Genomic DNA, 21,362 nt, shown 5'->3' on the forward strand with positions numbered 1-21,362 from the left:
GCACCGTAACTAGTACTGTCGTTAGTGGTGGCTCTAGTATTGACGTAACTTGGCAAAAGTTTGGCTGATCAGTTGATGATCTTTTATACCTGGGCTTTGCTCGAGGCCGCTGTTAAAGTCGAGCCCGTAGAACCCTTGGCTAGCAGCTTGTTCTGCATTATCTGCACTTAAACCGCCAGCGAGCAGCGCGTCGCTGCGATTAGGGAGTGACTGTTGCCAGTCAAAGGCTTGGCCTGTACCGCCAAATTGACCATCGCTTTTACTGTCGAACAAGATGCGGTCGGCGTTACTGGGTACATTGACCTCGGCACTGTTATTGTTACTATCAATAGCCACTGCTTTCCAAACTTGGCATTGGCTGTTTTGTTTTACCAGTGCCTGTTTTAGTGCGTCAATTTCAAGCGAGGTTTCTGCGCCGTGCAGTTGCACCGCATAAAGACCTAAGTGCTTTGCAATAGCGGCAATTTCATCACTATTTTCGTTAACAAAAACACCCACTAAATTGAGTTTATAAGTCGTGGCATTTAATGCTGTAACCAATTCAAGTGCTTGTGCCTTAGTCACTGCTCGTGGCGACTTTTGTGCAAAGATAAGTCCGCCGTACACCGCGCCATTTTTGGCCACTTCGATTAAGTCTTCGATACGAGTTAATCCGCACACTTTATTGTGGCCTAAGGTTAATGTTCTGCAGGCTAAATCTAAGTCATCTTCAGCCATTAATGAACTGCCCACTAAAAAGCCGTCAACTAATGGTGCTAACCGACGCACTTGTGCTTGGTTGTAGATCCCCGATTCGCTGATCACCACGCGGTCTGCAGGAATATGCGGCGCTAGCGCTTCGGTGGTGGCGAGATCGGTCGACAAGTCGCGCAGGTTACGGTTATTGATGCCGATGATGGCAGCATTTAGCGCAATGGCACGGGTCAATTCAGCTTCGTTGCTGACTTCGGTTAAAATATCTAACTGATACTTTGCCGCTTCTGCTGCGAGTGTTTGGTACTGGTTATCGTCAAGTACTGAAAGCATGAGCAAAATGGCGTCGGCACCTTGGTGCGCCGCGAGTTTGATTTGGTATGTATCGACAAAGAAGTCTTTACACAAAATAGGCTGCTTAACTCGGGCACGTACTCTTGGAATATAATCCATATCACCTTGGAAAAACTGCTCATCGGTGAGCACTGAGATCCCTGCAGCGTATTGGTTGTATACATCGGCGATGGCATCGACATCAAATACGTCTCTGATTAACCCTTTTGATGGGCTGGCTTTTTTACACTCTAAGATAAAGCCTGCGTTGGGGACTTTCAGTGCATCATACAAACTTCTGTCTGACTGCTTTGGTGATAAGCTCTCTTCGGGAAACCGCAGCTTTAGGGCTGCCATATGAGCGGCTTTAGTATCAACAATTTTAGTGAGCACATTGCTCTCTTTCGCTTGGGTGTCACTGGCCATGGGGGTGTCTCTTACATCGCTATCGTTGTTTATGTTCGTTAGTTGGCTCACGCTAAACTCCTTTTGCTGCTTGGCTAGCATCGGCGAGCGCTGTTAGCAATTGGAAGGCTTTACCACTTTCAATGGTTGCCAGCGCTAATGCTGTGCCGGCTTTGACTGAATCACAAACACCAGCAACATACAGGGCGCAACCTGCGTTAATGGCAACGGCATTCATGTGCGCCGTGCGGCCTTTACCTTGCAGTATAGCGCGTGTAAATTCGGCATTTTCCTCTGGCGCGCCGCCCTCTAAATCACTCAACTTTGCCTCGGGGACCCCTAAATCTGCTGGTGTGATACGGTACTCGCTAATTTCACCATCTTTTAGCTCGTGCACTAAAGTATCGCCATGCAGGGCGACTTCATCGAGTCCGCTGCCATGTACCACCATGGCGCGTGTTATGCCAAGCGCTTTTACGACTTGTGCGATAGGCGCAACAAGCTCTGGGCTGTAAACGCCTAATAGCATAAATTCGGGGTGTGATGGGTTGATAAGCGGCCCCAGTACATTGAACAGAGTGCGTGTTTTTAGTGCTTGGCGCACAGGGACTGCGTGAGCCACGCCGCCATGGTAGTGGGGCGCGAATAAAAAGCACAAACCTAAGTCATCAAGGCAGTCACGGGCGGTTTCGGGTGCCATGGTTAAATCGATACCAAACTGCGCCAGCAGATCGGATGAGCCCGATTTACTCGACACGCTACGATTACCATGTTTAGCGACTTTTGCGCCTGCTGCTGCGGCAACAAAGGCTGCAGTGGTAGAGATATTAATGGTGTTATGGCCGTCGCCGCCGGTGCCAACAATATCGACAATCCCTTGGGCGACAGTTGTTTCACTTGGAGCCGGAAACGGTTTTGCAGCGGCTCTAAGTGCATCTGCAGCACCTGATATCTCATCGATAGTCTCACCGCGCATTTTCATCGCAACCAACATTCCAGCCATGGTGACTTCATTCATTTCGCCTTGAATGATAGTACTAAACAGCGTTTTAGCATCTTGGCGGCTTAAGCTTTCACCACGGTAAAGTGACTCTAGCAGTTGGGCATTGTCGATTAGTTGGCTCATGATGTTTGTCCTTTTACGTCAAGTGTTGCTTCTTTTGTGGTCGCTGTCTGCGCTAAAGATTGTGCCAAGTATTCCAGTGATTGCACTAATAACTGGCTGCCTAGGGTGGTGAGAATTGATTCTGGGTGAAACTGAAAGCCGACCGCTTTGTCTTGGCGGTGTATTATCGCCATTGGCATATCTTCAGTGGTGGCAATCACTTCTAAACACGCTGGAACATGCGTTGCCACTAAGCTGTGATAGCGAGCAACCGGCAAGGGCGAGGGCAGATCAGCGAAAATATCTTGTCCATTGTGAGTAGTAGGACTGGCTTTGCCATGTACCACTTGCTGGGCACGCTCCACTTTACCGCCATAATGTTCAACTAATGCTTGATGGCCTAAACAGATCCCTAGCATGGGGACTTTTCCTGCCACTTTGCTGATCAATGTCATTAGCGATCCCGCTTCGTGGGGTGCGCCGGGTCCTGGTGATAACACCAAGGCGGCTGGCGTAGTTTCGTTGAGTAACTTGCCTGCAATAAAGTCTGCATCTACATCGTTGCGGTAGATGATAACTTCATAGCCAAGGCTACGAAATTGGTCGACAAGGTTATAGGTAAATGAATCGAAATTATCGAGTAAATAGATCTTCATAATCCACCTCCCATTTTAATGGCTGAAATGACGGCTTGGGCTTTTTGTCTGGTTTCATCGGCTTCGGCTTGTGGATCTGAGTCAAACACCACTCCAGCGCCTGCTTGAATAAAAGCGGTGCCATCTTTGACAAAAGCGGAGCGAATAACAATACAGGTATCCATATCGCCTAAACCGTTGAGGTAACCCACCGCGCCACCGTAACTACCACGGCGAGTTTTTTCGGCGCCGCGTATTAACTGCGCTGCGCTAACTTTAGGTGCGCCGGTTAGTGTGCCCATGTTCATACAAGCTTGATAAGCATGTAGCGCATCTAAATCGTTTCTCAGTTGACCTGTGACCCGGCTAACGAGGTGCATCACGTGGGAGTAACGGTCTACTTTGAGTAGTTCTGGCACTTTGCGAGTGCCGCTTTGGCTGATGCGGGCAACATCATTACGGGCTAAATCAACTAACATGATGTGCTCTGATAGCTCTTTTTTATCAAGCCGAAGTTCGAGCTCGTTACGGCTATCAAGGTCAAAATCTATTTCACCATTGGCTGTTTTACCGCGTTTACGGGTGCCTGCGATAGGGTAGATCTCAACTTGATTGGTACTGGCTTCATATTTAAGTGCACTTTCAGGTGAGGCGCCAAAGAGGGTGAAACCTTCGCCTCTAAAGTAAAACATGTAAGGGCTTGGGTTGGTCAGTCTAAGTGCACGATAGGCGCCGAGTGTATTGGGGCAGGGCAGACTGAAGCTACGTGATGGCACTACTTGGAAGATATCGCCTGCAACAATGTGCTGCTTTAAATCATTAACGGTTTGCTTAAATTCGCTATCGGAGATATTAACTTGAGTGTCAGCATCAATGGTTTTGAGCTCTGCGATAGCGGTGAGTGTGGTGCAGCTTTGTTGTAACTCATCCATGCGCGTAGCAAGCGTGTTTGTTATTGCTGCATTGGCTACTGCAAACTGATGGGTAATGATGTCGGCACTTTGTTGCTGGTGATCAACTAAAATCAGCGTTTCAGCGAGATAGAACAGGTAGTCAGGGCAACTGTTATCGCCTTCTGGGACAGACGGCAGTGGCTCGACAGTATCGATTAAATCGTAGGATAACACCCCCCCTAAAAACAGGTCTTCGAAAGCGGGAGTATCGCTGCAACGAATGTGCTGCACCAGCATACGCAGGCCATCGAGCGGCGAGGTGGCTTTTAAGCGGGCATCTTCATCCAGTTGTGTACTGTCTTTACAAAGCTTAACGGTTAACGCTGTTGTGGAGGCTTGTTCGATTTCTACCGCGGCAAAGTGCTTGGTAAAAAAGGCTTTAATTGGTGTCAGTAGCGTTTGGCCATTATCGGTGAAAGCAGTAAAAGTTAATTGGTAGCCATCACAGCGGATCATCATTGCTGCGTGGGTCAAAATAATACTTTTTAGATGGTCTTTACTTTCTATCTCTGCTGACTCAAGCAACATCGTATGTGGCGCGTCATTGGTCACATGCTGATACAAGCGCAGCGGGTCGTCATGGTAAGCGAGTGACTGTTTATTAGTCATGACTTTCGCGATATCTTTTACTGTCATGCTAAGCTCCTGCCGTAGGGAATAATGGGTTATTCATTGTTATATCTCTTTTTAATACTTAAAAATCAAGAGCCTGCTGCTTGTGGGTTTTGTATAAAACGTTACCGCTGTTGTTTAGATACAAAAAAGCCCGCAATTGTGCGGGCTTTTTTGTTGAATCTTGTCTCAAACTGATTGAGCACAGAATTTCACACCACCCGCTAATTTGGGAAGTGCCACCACCAATTAATGTTTTGGAAAGTTGTAAACTGTGTCATTTAAAATTCAATCTAGTTTGTTGTCGTGGCTATATAAAAACATTTGCAGACAAAGGCTGTCAATTGAATATTGCTCTTTTTGAGAAAAGATAATGAAAAAAGCAGATCTGACCGATATCGCAGGCGGTTAGCGTAAAATTTATGTGAATTCATCATGCTTTATTCACAAAGTGCAGCAAAGTGTGTCGCTTTCTATAAAAGTGATAGTTAAAAAAGCAATTCAAGAGGCAGACAAAACTCTGTGTTGGACCGCTTTGTTGTTGGAGAGTATCACTGCTATTGATAACATCTAACTCAGCTTTGTTGGCATTATTAACCAAGCTGATTACAAAATGGCTATTTAAATCCCCTTTCAAGGTTAAACTCAAGTATTATAAGGGGATGAAAGATGAAAATATTAATGAAGTAAAACTGGTTGATCTGCATAGCCATACCACTGCATCAGATGGCCAACTTACCCCTTCAGAATTGATCGAACGCGCTATCAGCAAAGGTGTGCAAGTTTTTGCTATTACCGACCATGATACAACCGATGGCTTGGCTGAAGCCCACCAATACAACAATAACCATGAAACCCCGTTGGAGCTAATTAATGGGGTTGAAATTTCAACCCGTTGGAACAGCTTCGACATACATATCGTTGCGCTTAATGTCGATATTGAAAACCAAACGATGGTCGACTTTCTTTCGCACCAGCGTGAATTAAGAGCGACCCGAGCATTTGAAATTGGTGAACGTCTCGCCAAAGCGGGTATAGAGGGCGCATATGAAGGCGCAAAATTCTATGCTGGCGATGCCGCGATTAGCCGTGGCCATTATGCTCGTTGGTTGGCAGAAAAGGGTTATGCCACCACCACAGCCAATGTGTTTAAGAAGTATTTAGCACGCGGCAAAACGGGATACGCGCCCAATAATTGGGGCGATATGGCCAGCGCAATTGATATTATCCACCAAGCAGGTGGCGTTGCTGTGCTGGCTCATCCAAGCGGTTACAAGCTATCGGCTAAATGGCTTAAGCGTTTAGTGCGAGAGTTTAAAGAAGCAAATGGTGATGCCATTGAGGTTGTGTTAGGTCAACAGACCATTGACGATCGAAATAATCTGATCGCACTCACCGTGGTGAATAATTTGATGTGCTCACTAGGAAGTGATTTTCATTTTCCGGGAAGCTGGATAGAGCTTGGTAAAAATATGTTCCAACCCCAAGGTGTTAACTGGGTTTGGCAGTCAGATAAATGGAAGGAAGCACAATGAGTCAGTTTTTTTATGTGCATGAGGAAAACCCTCAAGCACGCTTAATAAGCCAAGCGGTAAATGTTATTCAACAGGGTGGCGTTATTGTTTACCCTACAGATTCAGGTTATGCCTTAGGTTGTTTATTGGGCGACAAAGATGCAATGAGCAGAATTGCACGAATTAGACAGATAGATAACGACCATAACTTTTCTTTGATGTGTCGAGATCAATCTGAGCTTGCGACTTATGCTCGAGTGGATAACCAAGCTTATCGGGTGCTAAAGCACAATACGCCTGGGCCGTATACGTTTATCTTTAAAGCCTCGAAAGAGGTGCCTAAGCGTTTGCAAAACCCGAAAAAGAAAACCATAGGTATTCGTGTACCTGACAACGTGATTGCGCTAGCGCTGTTAGAAGCCCTTGATGCCCCACTTATGTCGACCAGTTTGATCTTGCCGGGTGAAGAGTTTACTGAGTCTGATCCTGAGCATATTCGTGATGTTTTGGAACATCAGGTTGATTTGATTATTCACGGCGGTTATTTAGGTGAGAAACCGACCACGGTTATTGATATGTCAGAAGGTGACATTGAGGTGATACGAGAAGGCGCTGGGGATGTGAGCCCTTTTCTGTAGGGATATCGGTTGACGATAATCACTTTAAACAATAGCTGTTTACGGGTATAATCGCGCGTTTGCGAAATAGAGTGGGTAGAAGGATGGAGGGAATTGTACAAGAATTGCCTTTAGCCATGGTGCAAGGTGAGCCTGTAAAGGTGATGCCGAAGGATCTTTTTATTCCCCCCGAAGCGTTGGAAGTATTTCTTGAGTCCTTTGAAGGGCCGCTGGATCTGCTGCTTTACCTCATTCGTAAACAAAAGCTTGATGTGGTTGACCTACCAATATTTGCGATAACGCAACAGTATTTAGAGTACGTCAATCTGCTTCAAGGTGCCAAAGTTGAATTAGCGGCTGATTATTTGGTCATGGCAGCAACCTTAGCTGAGATTAAGTCGCGGTTATTACTGCCAAAACCTGATGTAGAACATGAGGATGAAGAAGATCCTCGTGCGCAGTTAATCCGTCAGTTAAAAGCGTATGAAGTGATTAAAGATGCGCAGGAAAAGTTAGATGTTCTGCCGAGAATGGAGCGGGACATATTTCAAGCAAAAGCGGTTCCAGCAGCCAATATAAAGCCTGAATTATTACCTCCTGAAGTTTCATTAACTGAAATTGCACGTGCTTTCTCTTCAGTGCTTAAACGTATTGAAGCGACTGAAAGTCATCATGTTGTTCGAGAAGTGCTTTCGACACGAGAGCGAATGACACAAATTTTGGCCAAGCTAAACGCGCAAACCTATTTACCTTTTGAAGCTTTATTTGATTTTGAAGAGGGACGCAGTGGCGTGGTGGTTAGTTTCTTAGCGTTAATGGAATTGGTAAAAGAATTGTTGGTGGAACTGGTACAAGCTGAACCTTTTTCGACTATACATGTTAGAGCGTACTAAGGATCTATTTCGTTGTCACAGATTAATCCAGAGCAGCTAAAGCAATTAATTGAAGCGAGCCTTTTCGTGTTGGCAAAGCCAATGACGATTAAGGCGCTTAAAGAGACAGTTCTCGCAGAGTTTACTGTATCTCGAGCTAAAATTAAGGCGACCATTGAAGAGTTGCAGCAAGATTATGAAGGGCGCGGGGTACAATTGATTAAAGTGGCTGGTGGTTATCGTTTTCAGACTATCTCTGAACTAAGCCAGTATTTGCAGCCATTATGGCAAGAAAAAGCGCCTAAATACTCGCGCGCAACCATTGAAACATTGGCGGTAATAGCCTATCGACAACCTGTCACTAGAGGTGATATCGAATTTGTTCGAGGCGTTGCTATCAGTAGTCAAATTATTAAGAGTTTAAACGATAGAAACTGGATCAAAGTCGTGGGGCATAAAGAGGTACCGGGAAGACCGGCACTTTATGCAACGACCACAGAGTTTTTGTCATACTTCGGGTTGGACAGCATCACGGATCTACCGTCGCTGTCAGATCCCGAATCATTGGATGCACTTTTTTCGACAGTGAAAAGTGCGCCAGAAAAAATAGAAGAGTCTACTAATGAGTGAAAAATTGCAGAAAGTCTTGGCCCGAGCAGGCCATGGCTCCCGTCGTGAGATGGAGGCATGGATTGCTGCAGGTCGAATTAGTGTTGACGGTGAAATCGCAAGTCTTGGCGATCGCGTTGAATCAGATGTCAAAGTGCGTATCGATGGACGCGCCATTTCGATAAAGTCTGAAGAAGATGTGGTTTGTCGTGTTATTGCTTACCATAAGCCAGAAGGTGAGATCTGTAGCCGTAAAGACCCTGAAGGTCGACCTACAGTATTTGACCGCTTACCTAAAACCCGAGATTCACGTTGGGTTGCGGTAGGGCGTTTGGATATCAACACCTCTGGTCTGTTGTTATTCACCTCTGATGGTGAATTAGCCAACCGCTTAATGCACCCTTCAAATGAAGTTGAGCGTGAATACGCGGTGCGCACCTTTGGTGAAGTGAATGATGCGTGTATCCAGCGTTTACGTATGGGTGTGACTCTGGAAGATGGCCCAGCTAGCTTTGATAAAGTCAAAGCAGCTGGTGGCGAAGGAATGAACAAGTGGTGGCATGTCAGTTTAGCTGAAGGCCGTAACCGCGAAGTACGTCGTCTTTGGGAGTCTCAAGAGGTGCAAGTTAGCCGCCTTATCCGTATCCGCTATGGCATGATTGAGTTACCAAAATCTTTGCCTCGTGGTGGCTGGATAGAGTTGCCTATTGAACAGGTTAACTACTTACGTCAAACCGCAGGCATGGATGAAGAAACTCGCAGTATTTTAGGCACTGATAAACACAGTGTTGCCCGTGCAAAAGTACGCGGTGCTAAAATACGCCGTGCAGTACGTAAGCATAAAGCCACAGCAACGCCTAATAAGCCGAGCCGTAGCCGTTCATAAGCAAGAGTAACGCTTACGAGTATTGTGACATCAAAAAAGGCCGCTAATTAGCGGCCTTTTTTATGGCTTTATTTATGAACTTATACCAATTGCATTAAGTATTTGGCCAGTTCAGAGCCCCTCAGCCTTTTCAATTCAAAGCGCATCGGTAAAGAAATGGTTATTCCCTTTTAAGCCAATGCAAAGCAGAAGTGGAAAGACTGAGGGGCTCACGTAGTGCGGCTGAGGTTAAACAAAACTGGCAAAACGCTGTATGCTTCGCTATGGGATTTGGATATAGAATAACTATTAGCTCAAATTCCACTACTTGCCTACAGCGTTTTGAATTCCCGCTGAATGGTCAAACTTGTAATGCAATTGGTATTAATGATTATTGTGCATTAAGCTGCTGGCCATTGATGTCTGCCGAGTCTTTACCCATTAGGTAAAGGTACGTTGGCATGATCTCTTCAGGCTTTTTGAGTAACTGCGGGTTTTCTGCAGGGTAAGCATTGGCACGCATACCGGTGCGAGTCGCCCCTGGATTTATGCTATTAGTGCGTATATTGCTGCCTTCATACTCGTGAGCAATCGCCTGCATCATGCCTTCCGTTGCAAATTTAGACATTGCATATTCGCCCCAGAATGAGCGGGCTTGGCGACCAACACTGCTTGAAGTGAAAACAAGAGAAGCACTTTCAGATTTGCGCATCACTGGTAATAGCGCTTTTGTTAACATAATTTCAGCAATAACGTTAACTTTGAATACCTCTTCAACTGAACTCATGGTGATATGTTCAAACGGCCCAAGCACACCTAGCATGCTGGCGTTATGCAGTAATCCATCTAAATGACCAAACTGCTCTTCAATGGTTTCTGCCATATCGAGGTAATTTTGTTCTGTTGCCCCCTTCAAATCGAGCGGGACAATAGCAGGTTTCGGGTAACCAGCTTGTTCAATTTGGTCGTAGACGGCTTCAAGTTTTTTTACTGTCTTACCTAAAAGAATGACCGTTGCACCGTGCTGCGCGTATGTTAGCGCCGCAGTCTTTCCTATGCCATCGCCGGCACCGGTTACCAATATAACTTTACCATTTAGTAAATCTTTTGCAGCTTGATATTCCAACATGAGTTAATACTTCCTCTGAGCTCAAACGCCCGTCACTTCTAGAGTCGCTGATATGGTAAACAGCTGTTTTAAACAAACGATTAATTTTTGCTCAGCTATTCGCTAACGCAATGTGACAAAAATGTAGCTAAGTCAATAATTTTGCGTTAACTTGAACTGAGTTAAGGGCTAACAATAAGCCCTATTGGTCATACATTGCTGACTATTGTGACCAATTTCTAAGAGAAAACAAAATTATTACAACAAGATTTGGGGAAAAAAGATGAAAAAGCTCTTTTTAGGTGTCGCAATCACATCTGCATTGGGTCTCACCGCCTGTAGTGAAGACAGTTATAACGAATTAGTCGACAAAACGGAACCATTGGTCCCTCAATCAGTTATGGTCTTTGATCCTGGTAACGGTGAACTACCATTACCCAATGACATTCTTTTTAGTGGCACGCTCGATGGCACATTGAATATTCCTGATGAAGCGGCTGATGGCAGCAGTGACTACACTGACCCCTCTATGGCGCTTGGTGCATTAGACGGTTGGTCAACAACAGCGCCAATTTCTATTGCGGTTGCCCCCGCTACCGATAATGACGGTACGGTATTAACTTTGAGTAAGTCATCGGTTGAACAGCCTGGCGCGGTGAGAATGTTTGAAGCCACTGTCGGTGGCGCGTTATCATCAGATCCTGAGTGTACCAGTGCACCAGATGTTTCCGCTTGTAAAGTGGGTGAAGAGCTACAATTTGGCGTTGACTTTATTACCACAACCTCTGGAAATAGCGTCGTTATCGTACCGCTTAAACCTTTAAAGGCTAAGCAATCTTATATTTATGCGACAACCAACCTTGTCCAAGATTCAGCTGGTCGCGCAATTGCACCATCTGCGACCTATTCATTGTTAAAATTGGATATTGACACTAAACCGTTAGAAACACCTGAGCAATTATTGTTGCAAGCGGCTGTCAATAGCTATGAAAAAGGTATGGCTGCAGCGGGTGGGCCGGATGCTGAATCAGTAAGTTATTCTGGTTTATTTACCACGCAGTCAGTTGCCGATGTTTATGAAGTTTCAAAGTTGCTAATTGCAGGGCAGCCTGGCTACCAACCAGAGTTTACAATGCCACCTACAGATACTGGGTACACTTTGGCGCAGGCATTAATGATGCCGCCAGAGCATCCTGCTTTTGAAGGTGCGAGTAAAGTTAACCTTTGGAAGGCAGAACTTAAATTACCCGTTTACGGTGATTGTTCGTCTACCCAGTGTTTAGATGCAGATCTAAACCCAACGATTAATGGAATGTGGAAAGCGGCTTACGATAGCCCTGTATCGGTATTGCTTGCATTACAAATGGGTACCTTGAGTCAAGAAAACTACTTTGCTCAAGCGATTGCAAATGGCATTGAAGATCCAGTTGCAGCATTGAGCGACCCAACCATGCTTGCAGGGAAATTGTGGAATTTAGATGATGGTACTCCTGCTGATAAGGCGCGTCATTTAACTAAGTTTAACCCTATCCCACAGATTAAAAATTATGAGTTAGTTCCTGTACAGATGACTGTACCTAACTTTGCACCTGCACCCGCAACGGGTTGGCCAACAACTATGGCTATGCATGGTCTCGGTGGCGGTAAAGAGATGGCCTTTGCGTACGCGGGGACTTATGGTGAGTTAGGTGTGGCAACGGTTGCTATCGATATGCCACTACACGGTGCACGTTCATTTGGGAAGGACTTAATTGTTCCTGGGGCATATACTGTTTCGGCTTCAGATCCTGCTTACGGTGCGGTTGTTGGCGATGAAACACTGTTCTCACTGGGTAATCCATTAGCTTTTATTAACATTGCTAGTACGTTGAGTGTACGTGATAACTTCCGTCAAGCGACGTTTGATCATTTAGCCGTACGTGCTGCGCTTACTGGTTATGCTGGACAATTGGCTGCAGCTGGTGCTCCACAGGTATTTGATAATAACCAAATTAGTGCACAAGGCCTAAGTCTTGGCGCAATTGTCGGTACTGATTTTGCAACTTATGCAAGCACTGGCCTTACGCATCCAAGCGGTGCTGACTTGAGTTCTGTTTATGCGCTCAATGCTGCGTCACTTGTCGCACCATCAGGCGGCTTTGCAGGAACCTTTATTGGTTCAGCGACTTTTGGTCCATTGTTATTTGACAACATCGTCACGACGGATGCTTTCCTTGAGTTAGTTGAAGAAGCAAATAAAGATCTTGGCTACGAAGTCGGAACGCCTGAGTACGATGCACTGGTTAAGTCGGTTTATGATGCTTTCTTACCAACGTTTGCCTTTGCTGTGCAAACTGCGGTTGATAGCGCAGACCCGATTAACCATGCTGCGATGCTTAAAGCTACGGGGTTGCCTATTCACTTAATTGAAGTGGTTGGCGATGGTGCTAACAGCTTGCCTGACCAAGTTTTGCCTAACCGTGTACCTGGCTACCCAATTTCTGGTACTGAGCCGCTAATTGAAAACTTAGGTCTTGCCTGTGTAGATAGAACCACTGTAGGCTCTGGTGTAGTGAGGTTTACTAAAGGGCATCACAGTTCAATTATTGACCCTAGCCCAATTGACGGGGTTACAGATGGACTTGAAGATGTAGCTACGGTTGAGATGCAAACACAAGCAGCATTCTTCTCATACAGTGCTGGTTTACCTGATGCGGTTAGCCCAACTATCTACTTAGGTTTGGTTGTTGGCACCGATGCAGCGAAAATGGTAGTACAACCTTGTATGTAATATTGACTGTTTAACAGCTTAAAAAACCCAGCTTTTGCTGGGTTTTTTATTGGCAATTTTAATTACACTTTTAATTGCGACATAGGCTGCTAGAATAGCGGGCAATAATACCAATTGCATTAAAAGTTTGACCATTCAGCGGGAATTCAAAACGTTGTAGGTAAGTAGTGGGATTTGAGCTAATAGTTATTCTATACCCAAATCCATAGCGAAGCATACAGCGTTTTGAAACCCGCACTACGCGGGGCCCTCAGTCTTTCCACTTCTGCTTTGCATTGGCTTAAAAGGGAATAACCATTTCTTTACCAATGCGCTTTGAATTGAAAAGACTGAGGGACTCTGAACTGGCCAAATACTTAATGCAATTGGTATAAATGAGAACAACAATCGATTTAGTTGGAGAATATTTTGGAATTTTTGTACGAATACGGCTTGTTTTTAGCCAAAGCGGTGACGATAGTCGTGTCAATTCTGGCTGTTGTGATTGTGGTTTTAGCATCAACGATTAAACACAAAACTGAGAAAGGTGAACTGAAAATTACCAATATCAGTGATGACTTAAAAACACTGAAACATGATCTCAAAGAAGAGTTGCTGTCTAAGAAGGCGTTTAAAGCCTATGAGAAAAAAGTAAAAGCAGACGAAAAAGACAAAGAGAAAGCGCAAAAAGACACTAAAGAGCCTGCGAGTGAACCTAAAGTCTTTGTTATCGATTTCAAGGGCAGCATTGATGCCGGAGAAGTAGCCTCTCTTCGTGAAGAGATAAGTGCAATTTTAACTATTGCCGACAAAGGCGATGAAGTCATTGTTAATGTTGAAAGTGGCGGCGGTATGGTGCATGGCTATGGTTTGGCAGCGAGCCAGCTCGATCGATTAAGAAAAGCCGAAATTCCATTATCAATCTGTGTTGATAAAGTGGCGGCTAGTGGCGGTTACATGATGGCTTGTGTGGCTAACAAGGTGTACGCAGCGCCGTTTGCTATCGTTGGTTCTATAGGGGTGGTTGCCCAAGTGCCTAACTTTAATCGTTTGCTTAAAAAGCATGATATTGATTATGAGCAGCATACTGCAGGTGACTTCAAACGCACTCTGACCATTTTTGGTGAAAATACTGATGAAGGGCGTGAAAAGTTTCAAAAAGAGCTTGAAGAGACACATGTGCTGTTTAAAGAGTTCATTTCTAAGTACAGACCAGAACTTGATATTGCTAAAGTGGCTACTGGCGAGCATTGGTATGGTCAGCAAGCAATTGAGCTTGGCCTGATTGATGAAGTGGCAACCAGTGATGACGTGATCCTAAAGCTTGCCAACGAGCGCACTGTCGTTAAAGTGAGTTATCAGCTTAAGAAGAAACTGTCTGATAAGATTGCCCATGGTGCATCTTTGTCTTTCAATGCCATTTTTAACAAATTTGCAGAAAAGAACCAACCACTTAAATAATCATTAGTGGCAGTTGAATAAAAAAACCTGCAGAAGCAGGTTTTTTTATGGCTAAAAACAGCTGATGGGCTGTTAATTCGTATTCAAATCCGCTAAAACTAGCTTTAGTTCTTCATTATTAAGCGGAGTCAAATGCATAAAGTTTGCAGCTACAAACCACACCTGATGGTGGGCGATCAGTCTTATCCTGCTTATGAATTAAGAAACCTGCTCAGCTACTTGAAGAAACAATTTGGTATAGAGGTTGTAGAACAACTGTACCAAGAGATAGGCGTTGGTGAAAATGAGTTGGTTCATAGTCAATTTGTCTATGTGTGGCAAGTCGACTACGCCATGACGTTTTTGCAGAACTTAAGTCAAGATCCAGAGGTCGGCGCTAAAGCGGCCAGTGACTACCAAGTAAAAGATTTGGGTTTTTTATTGGGTTATCTCACTGAGTTTACGACCTTAGGAGAATGCCTTGAGTTTGTCATTGCACACCCGGAACTTGTGGGGAGCTTTTCTGATACCTTAATCCGTAACGAAGAGGGTTTACTTAAGGTTAGGTGGCTTAATACTAACAAGCTCAACGTTGAGAAATACAGCTGCCAGTTTCAGCACAGTATTGCCTCTTTGATGACCTTTGCGCGACAGTTGACTGGCATTGAGGTGAATGTCAAAGAGATCGCTTTGGCTGAACCTAAACGCTGTGCCGACTTTTTAGCCTCATGCACAGGCGCGTCAGTTGGTTTTGATGCCGAATTTTTTGAATGGTCTATTGAGCATCAGTTGTTGAGTTTACCCATTACATTCTCTTTCGCTGCCGCAGAGCCCGGTATTACTGTCGACCCTAGTCATTCCTATATTTCTTCGCTCTTAACAGAGTTAAGAGAAAGTGCACCTGAACTGCCGAGCATGGATACAATGGCTTTGTCGCAAAATATCAGCAGCCGCACATTAAGACGCCGGTTATCGAACGCTGGTACAAGTTATCAGAAGTTGGTTGATCAAGTTCGTTGCCAAATGGCAATCGATCTTATTTTGTCGAGTGAACGCTCAATTGAGTCGATAGCAGATCTGATGGGTTTTGGTGATGTTAGCCATTTTAGACAGAGTTTTAAGCATTGGATAGGGCATCCTCCCGGGCATTTTCATCGCCTTAATCGAGGTAAAGACAGAGCGAGCGGCTCTTTGAATTGAGTCGCTCTGTTGTTAATCACTGCTTTACTGTTAGGTTTCATAAATGCTGACAATTACCAATATTAGCTGGCATTGCGTCAATCCACTCTTTAATAACAGCAACTGCTTCGGTATGCACTATGGCGCGTCCAAGTGGCGGCATTCTGTCTTTGGCTTGATTAAGCTCTTGGCGATAGACCACGATGGAATGTTCACCGTCACTTGGAATAATGTCATAAGATAAGCCCTTGCTTCCACCATCCCAACCAGGGGGCTGTTTACAGATCCCATATTGATAACTGGTATGATCAACATAAAAGCCAAGACGTAACCCCGATATGCTGGCAAATCCATCTGCGTTATGACAATGAGCGCAGTTTATATCCAGATAGCCCTTAGCTCGCGATGTTAATGAAGCGCTTTGATCGTTTATCTCTGCCGTTTTCCCCACGTCACTAAGAGCGGGTAAGCCGTTTAATAAGTTGAGTTGTTGCCATAGTTGCAGCTGATTGATGCTTTGACCTTGATAATTGATATCACGATTAAGTAGATGGGCCTTTATGCCTATGGGCCTGATAAGTGCGGTTTGATTGTCACTGCCAAGCGTAGATTGATGGCATATTTTACACTCGGCTCGACTAGGAACATGATAATCGAATACCTCTCTCACACCTTGATGATTCAAGCTGTGGGGCACATCTAAACCTGCTAGCTGCAGTGTCGCCTCTGCACCATTCCAAACATAAGGCAGGGTAGTCCAGCCAGCTTCTCGATGAATGAGTAGCCGAGTTTCTATTTGTACTTCATTGTTGGCGCCGCCAACTTGAGTATCGAAAGGTAAGGAGAACGTTTTCACCAGTACGGTACCTACTGGGAGCTCAAAGGTCGCTGTAGGGTGGTAGCTAATTTGTTTGCTTTGAGGCAGGAAAATAAAGCGGTGTTTGTTGGCGTAATTAGAAAATAGCTGCGTCGATAGCTGGTACGCCATTCCTGGCGTTACTGGATCGGATGTCGGTACACTCGGATCTACAAATAGTCCATATTGGGAGAGGCTTTGGCAGTCCTCAGTCATTAAGGCATCCCAGTTAACTTCGCTCGTCGTATTGTCACAGACTGATACTGGAGGCTCTGTGATTGGCACATCTGGCGTTGTTGGTGTTTGTTCAACAACTTGCTCAGTTGAATCATCTGAGCCACCGCACGCGCTTAACGACAAGATTAAAATGAATATTGCTATTTTATCCATAAGCTACCCAATCAATTTACTTGATAATACTCACATGAAAAACTCGCTGAATTGATGGAATAAAAAAGGCCGGGATTAACCGGCCTTCTTAAGTCATTCCATTTAGCTTGAGCAAGATGCGCTTGGTAGGCGCTTAATCCACTCATTGATTAACGCAACACCTTCTGCGTGCGAGAGACTACGACCAATCTCAGGCATTCTGTCACCTGGATTGTTGGTTTCCATACGGAAATGTAAGATAGACTCTTCAGGGCTGCCCGGAACAATATCAAAGCCAAGAGAACCACCACCATAAGCAACGGGTGACTTACAAGTACCGTGCGATAAACCCGCATCTTCAGCATATGCTCTCCAGTACTCCAGCTTTAAGCCGGTATTAGAGGCATTACCTTCAGGGCGATGACAGTGAGCACAGTTAATGTCTAAGTAACCTTTAGCTGTCTTCATTAACGCATCATCGCTAAGGCTGCTCACACTCGATTCATCGCCATCATTGTATGCTGGAACAGTATCGATAGTGGCGACATCTGGTACGCCTTGCAGAATGCCCGCTGATTGCCACTTCAATAACTGGTTCATGCTGCCGTCGCTGTAGGCAAAATCCTTGTTAAGTAAGCGAGCTTTTGGCCCGATAGGGACAAACTTAGCAGGACTATCAGCGTCGGGTTTAAACTGATGACACTGTTTACATTGGTTCATGCTTGGTACGACATAATCAAAGTCCATTGACTCACCGTTATGCATGACTTTTTTAGCTTGAATTGCGCCTGCTTTTGCAAGTACAGCATCTGCTTTTTCTGCATTCCATACGTAAGGAAGTGCAGTCCAACCTGTTTCACGGTGGATGAGTAATCGAGTTTCTACTAAATCTTCGTTGTCTAAGCCACGCTTGCTGGTATCTGCGGGAAGGGCAAAGGTTTTTACCAGAACGGTTCCTACTGGAAAATCCAGTGACTCCATTGCCGAGTAGTCTGCTTTTTCGCCTTCAGGTACAAACACATAACGATACTTGCTTGAATAATCGGTAAACAGCGGCGTATTTAAGTCATAAGGTAAACCGCCAGAGTTAGGCGCATCGTCAGGGTTCTTTGCATCAGCAAAAAGATTGTAGTCTGATAGATTAGGGCAGTTAGCTTTTAGAAGCGCATCCCAAGAGGCATTACTACCTTCTGCTTTACACAGAGCTAAATCACCGTCACCGACTAATCCGCCTTCGTCCTCTCCTATTGAGCCGCCACCGCCTACTAAGTTACCACCGTCACAGCCTTCAACATCGTCATCGACGCCACAACCAAAGATTTGATCACCAAAGGTGACGGTATGCACGGGCAAGCTTACCTGAGCACAGTTCATGAGTTTATCTTGAGTCTTTTCATACAGAACTTCAGGAATTGAAATATCGGTATTTTCATTGGCATATAGTCGACCAAAAGAGACATCGCCATTGTCGCTGGCACAGACATTGTCACTGCCGTCAGCCGCAAATGGCATCTCCTGTAATCCTAGATAAGCCGCAGTCCCATTATTAGAGAGCATTTCGCCTAAGCCATCGTATAACACCCCCGGAAAAGCCCCGTGAGTGAATAGGTAAGCTTTAATGATGTCATCAATGAGGTAGCCATTTGGCTTTTGGCCGTACCCTGTGATGACGTTATCATGGATATAGATATTACGTGGGGTTGGGCGCCAGCCATCTTCAATCGGCTGCCCCGGTTGACCATAGTTACCGACAAATGCATTCATATCAGGCTCGGCAATAAAGAAGCTCGAAATGGTGATCCCCATCGTGTCATGGTTGTTGACTTCATTATTAAATATTTCAACATCGTCAGTTGAAAGGATAATCATACCCGTGCCCGGTGGCACGATGTGAACACCTGCGGGGTTGGCGGAAGCATTGGCAAAATTCTTGGTATTGTTATCGTAGACCTTGTTATTGAAAATACGAACGCTAGAGCCGTATCTATGGTTGTTGATTGGTAGATCGAATACCAAAATACCGCCGGTATTGCCCATCGCTTCGTTATCGTATACGTCTGCATACTTTGAGTTTTCTATCTCAATACCTGCAACGTTCTCTTTAGCGATGTTACGTCTTACAACAATGTACTGCGATTGACCGACGTAAATACCCGCATCGGCACTACCACGCACATAAGTGTCTTCAATGAGAATGTTTTCACATTCTACAGGGTAGAGACCATAAGCGCCGTTGCCTTCATCAAGCTCACCTTCCCAGATTGTTGCCAAACGGCGTAAGATGATACCGTTGGTATTTTTAAGCTTGATGCCATTATTCTTCGCTTCATTGACCGAAAGGTCTTGAATAATAATATTGACTGCATTTTGAACGAATATACCGTCGCCTGAGTTGGCTTTAGAGAAATCGAGCACGGTTTCGTCTTGGCCATAGCCCATAATAGTGATGTTTTTGGCAAAGCTGCCATCACCGTCGACATCGCCATCAAAGAGTAATGTTGATTCAATTTCAAATGTGCCCTTTGGCAGAACGATAACGTCGTTACTTTGGGCATTAATGAGTGCTTCTTGAATGCGGATAGTGAGGTTTTCACCATCTTCAATCATTATTGCCCCTTCAGGAAATGAAGGCCCTTCAGGCTCAGGGGTCACAACCGGTGGGGTTTCGATTTTTGTGATGGTGTCGTCATCGTCAGAAGAACAAGCCCCCAAGCTTATTGCGACTGCAGTGGCGATTAATGATGGCATTAGCCATGAAGGTTTCTTGTTGAGCATAGCGTCTCCAGAATTATTTTTATTATGCGCCTCTTAGATTGCACTGACGTACCAGATAAGCAATGTGAAATTCGGACAACAAGTTTGCAACATTGTGTTATCAAATGCTTTTTAAACCACAGTTAAACGTAAAGCATGTTGTTAGCTATTGAAAATTAATATGAAGAGCTTGTAATTCAAACGACTGTATTATTTTTGTGCTGATAATTTTTCAGTGATTTTATTTTACCGTGCAGAATGTTGTTAAATTAATACAGAAACAGAGGGTTATGAAAATGAAGTTAACAAATGACATCTTCGCAGGGGGTCATAACGGTAGGGAGGTCTAAATATCCAGCTTAGCAAGTAGCAGGGGGTATCGTGATGCAACTTTTTTGATCGATAACTCTTAAGCCGGTTTTACAATGGCGCCATGATGGTGCTGGATATCGTTATCTTTGCATGTCGGGCCCAGTGATAGCGGGTTTAGCTATCCAACATGTTTTTATGACAACATTACAAATCGATACCAAATCCAATAATAAACTGATAGTCATTGGGCTCTGGAGTTTGTCCGCTAGCGTCTGGCTGAGGGTTATTGGTGCGATCCCACACGAGTGACAGGTCAAGGTCGAACATATCTGTTAGTTCTATCTCTAACGTTGCAATAGCATGGTGGGTATAGCCGCCTGAGGTTTCGTTACCGTATTGCAATCGATAGAGTGCGTTAAAATCGATGTCAGATGATATTTCTGTGTCATATAGACTTTCAATTACTAAGGTTGCACTGCTATCTCTTTGATCTTCATTAACTTCAACGGTATCGAATCGAGTTAACGTATAAGCGGGGCCGCCACTGACGCTCCACTCTGTTTTTGAGGTGTCGACAATATTATAACCAAGACCAGAACCTATAGTGATTCGGTAGTCAGTATTTAAAAATGGATCAATGTAGATTTCAGCGAATACAGGGCGAAGATAAAACTGTTTAGAGATAAACCAGTCAAAGTTACTGTTGATACGATGGTTGTTGATATTGTTTTCGCCATCAGTCTCTGAATAATTGCCAATATAATCTAGATTAAACCTTGATTGGGTTGTACGGCGTTTTGTTTTAGCGATCGCGCTATAATCTATTTGATCGGTATTACCTTTGCGAAAATTGGCGCCTAAGCTAATTTTACTGGACCAATAGTTAGCTTCGGTTTGTTCTCCAGCAATGATGGTCATTATTTTTGAACTATCAAACTCTTCACCGTTAATGTAGGACTTTCCATCTTTAATCAACAGTCTGCCTGATTTAGTAGTGAGGTCGGTAAAGCCGATACTGACAATGCTACTGCTTTGCAGTATTTTTACGTCTTCCCAATCGATAAACACACTATCAAGTTCGTCGCTATCAAATTCAAGTTTGTCATCATAGAGATTAACAATCTCGCCCTTAAGTAGCTCCAAAGATGTCAGTTGCAGCCAGTCATACTGAGTATCAACGGGGAGGGTTATCTGTTCGGGCGTGATCTGAGGTAAGGACTCTGCGGCTAAAACAGGTATCGTTAAACAAAAAAGTGTAACACTACCGGTTGCTATTGCAGCCAAATTGAGTTTTTTGCTCATCGAGATCCCTTGCCGTTCATATATCCAAAAATATGATAGATTACAGATTATTCTGATAGATTAATAATTTACAAACTTGC

16 protein-coding genes and 1 other annotated feature are annotated in these 21,362 nt (G+C 44.6%); of the genes, 8 read left to right on the forward strand and 8 right to left on the reverse strand.

The annotated features are described in order from the left end of the window. Nucleotides 1-33: 33 nt before the first annotated feature. From trpCF to L2730_RS14070, 4 genes are read right to left on the reverse strand one after another with little or no spacing between them, the layout of a single operon-like run. Nucleotides 34-1,452: a bifunctional indole-3-glycerol-phosphate synthase TrpC/phosphoribosylanthranilate isomerase TrpF gene (gene trpCF / locus L2730_RS14055; protein WP_248975227.1), complete on the reverse strand. Its 1,419-nt coding sequence runs from the start codon at nucleotides 1,450-1,452 to the stop codon at nucleotides 34-36. Nucleotides 1,453-1,504: 52 nt separating this feature from the next. Further along, entirely contained in the window at nucleotides 1,505-2,557 is a 1,053-nt protein-coding gene (trpD, locus tag L2730_RS14060; RefSeq protein WP_248975170.1) for an anthranilate phosphoribosyltransferase, read from the reverse strand. Further along, nucleotides 2,554-3,192 (reverse strand): aminodeoxychorismate/anthranilate synthase component II, encoded by a 639-nt coding sequence (locus L2730_RS14065; RefSeq protein ID WP_248975171.1) that lies wholly within the window; start codon nucleotides 3,190-3,192, stop codon nucleotides 2,554-2,556. The genes trpD and L2730_RS14065 overlap by 4 nt, the downstream gene beginning before the upstream one ends. Then, complete coding sequence (locus L2730_RS14070; protein WP_248975172.1) at nucleotides 3,189-4,760, reverse strand: anthranilate synthase component 1; 1,572 nt, start codon at nucleotides 4,758-4,760, stop codon at nucleotides 3,189-3,191. Before L2730_RS14070 ends, L2730_RS14065 begins: the two co-directional genes overlap by 4 nt. 120 nt (nucleotides 4,761-4,880) lie before the next feature. After that, nucleotides 4,881-4,990 (reverse strand) — a sequence feature (Trp leader region). Nucleotides 4,991-5,398: 408 nt separating this feature from the next. On the opposite strand from L2730_RS14070, the gene rnm reads away from it, so the two are divergent. The 5 genes from rnm (at nucleotide 5,399) to rluB (ending at nucleotide 9,234) form a co-directional block, all read left to right on the forward strand. Then, complete coding sequence (gene rnm / locus L2730_RS14075; RefSeq protein ID WP_248975173.1) at nucleotides 5,399-6,271, forward strand: RNase RNM; 873 nt, start codon at nucleotides 5,399-5,401, stop codon at nucleotides 6,269-6,271. Continuing rightward, entirely contained in the window at nucleotides 6,268-6,888 is a 621-nt protein-coding gene (locus L2730_RS14080; RefSeq protein WP_248975174.1) for an L-threonylcarbamoyladenylate synthase, read from the forward strand. Before rnm ends, L2730_RS14080 begins: the two co-directional genes overlap by 4 nt. An 83-nt stretch (nucleotides 6,889-6,971) precedes the next feature. Continuing rightward, nucleotides 6,972-7,760 carry a segregation and condensation protein A gene (locus tag L2730_RS14085; protein ID WP_020912060.1) on the forward strand — a complete coding sequence of 263 codons (789 nt, stop codon included), beginning with the start codon at nucleotides 6,972-6,974 and terminating at the stop codon, nucleotides 7,758-7,760. Between the two features lie 12 nt (nucleotides 7,761-7,772). Further along, the gene (gene scpB, locus L2730_RS14090) at nucleotides 7,773-8,369 is read left to right on the forward strand and encodes an SMC-Scp complex subunit ScpB (RefSeq protein ID WP_248975175.1); all 597 of its coding nucleotides are present in this window, start codon (nucleotides 7,773-7,775) and stop codon (nucleotides 8,367-8,369) included. Next, nucleotides 8,362-9,234 carry a 23S rRNA pseudouridine(2605) synthase RluB gene (gene rluB / locus L2730_RS14095; RefSeq protein WP_020912062.1) on the forward strand — a complete coding sequence of 291 codons (873 nt, stop codon included), beginning with the start codon at nucleotides 8,362-8,364 and terminating at the stop codon, nucleotides 9,232-9,234. Before scpB ends, rluB begins: the two co-directional genes overlap by 8 nt. A 370-nt stretch (nucleotides 9,235-9,604) precedes the next feature. On the opposite strand, the gene L2730_RS14100 is transcribed toward rluB, so the two are convergent. Beyond that, nucleotides 9,605-10,342: a YciK family oxidoreductase gene (locus L2730_RS14100; protein ID WP_248975176.1), complete on the reverse strand. Its 738-nt coding sequence runs from the start codon at nucleotides 10,340-10,342 to the stop codon at nucleotides 9,605-9,607. 262 nt (nucleotides 10,343-10,604) lie between these two features. Here L2730_RS14100 and L2730_RS14105 point away from each other — a divergent pair, with 262 nt between their 5' ends. The 3 genes from L2730_RS14105 to L2730_RS14115 all read left to right on the forward strand — a co-directional run bounded on the left by L2730_RS14105 (nucleotide 10,605) and on the right by L2730_RS14115 (nucleotide 15,710). Then, nucleotides 10,605-13,091, forward strand: a complete 2,487-nt coding sequence (locus L2730_RS14105) for a VolA/Pla-1 family phospholipase (protein ID WP_248975177.1) — start codon at nucleotides 10,605-10,607, stop codon at nucleotides 13,089-13,091. Nucleotides 13,092-13,499: 408 nt separating this feature from the next. Continuing rightward, nucleotides 13,500-14,531 (forward strand): protease SohB, encoded by a 1,032-nt coding sequence (sohB, locus tag L2730_RS14110; protein WP_248975178.1) that lies wholly within the window; start codon nucleotides 13,500-13,502, stop codon nucleotides 14,529-14,531. A gap of 132 nt (nucleotides 14,532-14,663) precedes the next feature. Then, a complete protein-coding gene (locus tag L2730_RS14115; protein ID WP_248975179.1) occupies nucleotides 14,664-15,710 on the forward strand; it encodes a helix-turn-helix domain-containing protein in 1,047 nt (348 codons plus the stop codon). Nucleotides 15,711-15,747: 37 nt separating this feature from the next. Here the strand turns inward: L2730_RS14115 and L2730_RS14120 are convergent, their stop codons facing one another. From L2730_RS14120 to L2730_RS14130, 3 genes are all read right to left on the reverse strand, one after another. Then, a complete protein-coding gene (locus L2730_RS14120; protein ID WP_248975180.1) occupies nucleotides 15,748-16,935 on the reverse strand; it encodes an SO2930 family diheme c-type cytochrome in 1,188 nt (395 codons plus the stop codon). A gap of 102 nt (nucleotides 16,936-17,037) precedes the next feature. Beyond that, nucleotides 17,038-19,689, reverse strand: a complete 2,652-nt coding sequence (locus L2730_RS14125; protein WP_248975181.1) for a parallel beta-helix domain-containing protein — start codon at nucleotides 19,687-19,689, stop codon at nucleotides 17,038-17,040. A gap of 495 nt (nucleotides 19,690-20,184) precedes the next feature. After that, nucleotides 20,185-21,282 (reverse strand): DUF481 domain-containing protein, encoded by a 1,098-nt coding sequence (locus L2730_RS14130; RefSeq protein ID WP_248975182.1) that lies wholly within the window; start codon nucleotides 21,280-21,282, stop codon nucleotides 20,185-20,187. Nucleotides 21,283-21,362: the final 80 nt, after the last annotated feature.

Origin of the sequence: Shewanella kaireitica, from assembly GCF_023284045.1 — a bacterium.
In the GTDB taxonomy this organism is placed as follows: domain Bacteria; phylum Pseudomonadota; class Gammaproteobacteria; order Enterobacterales; family Shewanellaceae; genus Shewanella; species Shewanella kaireitica.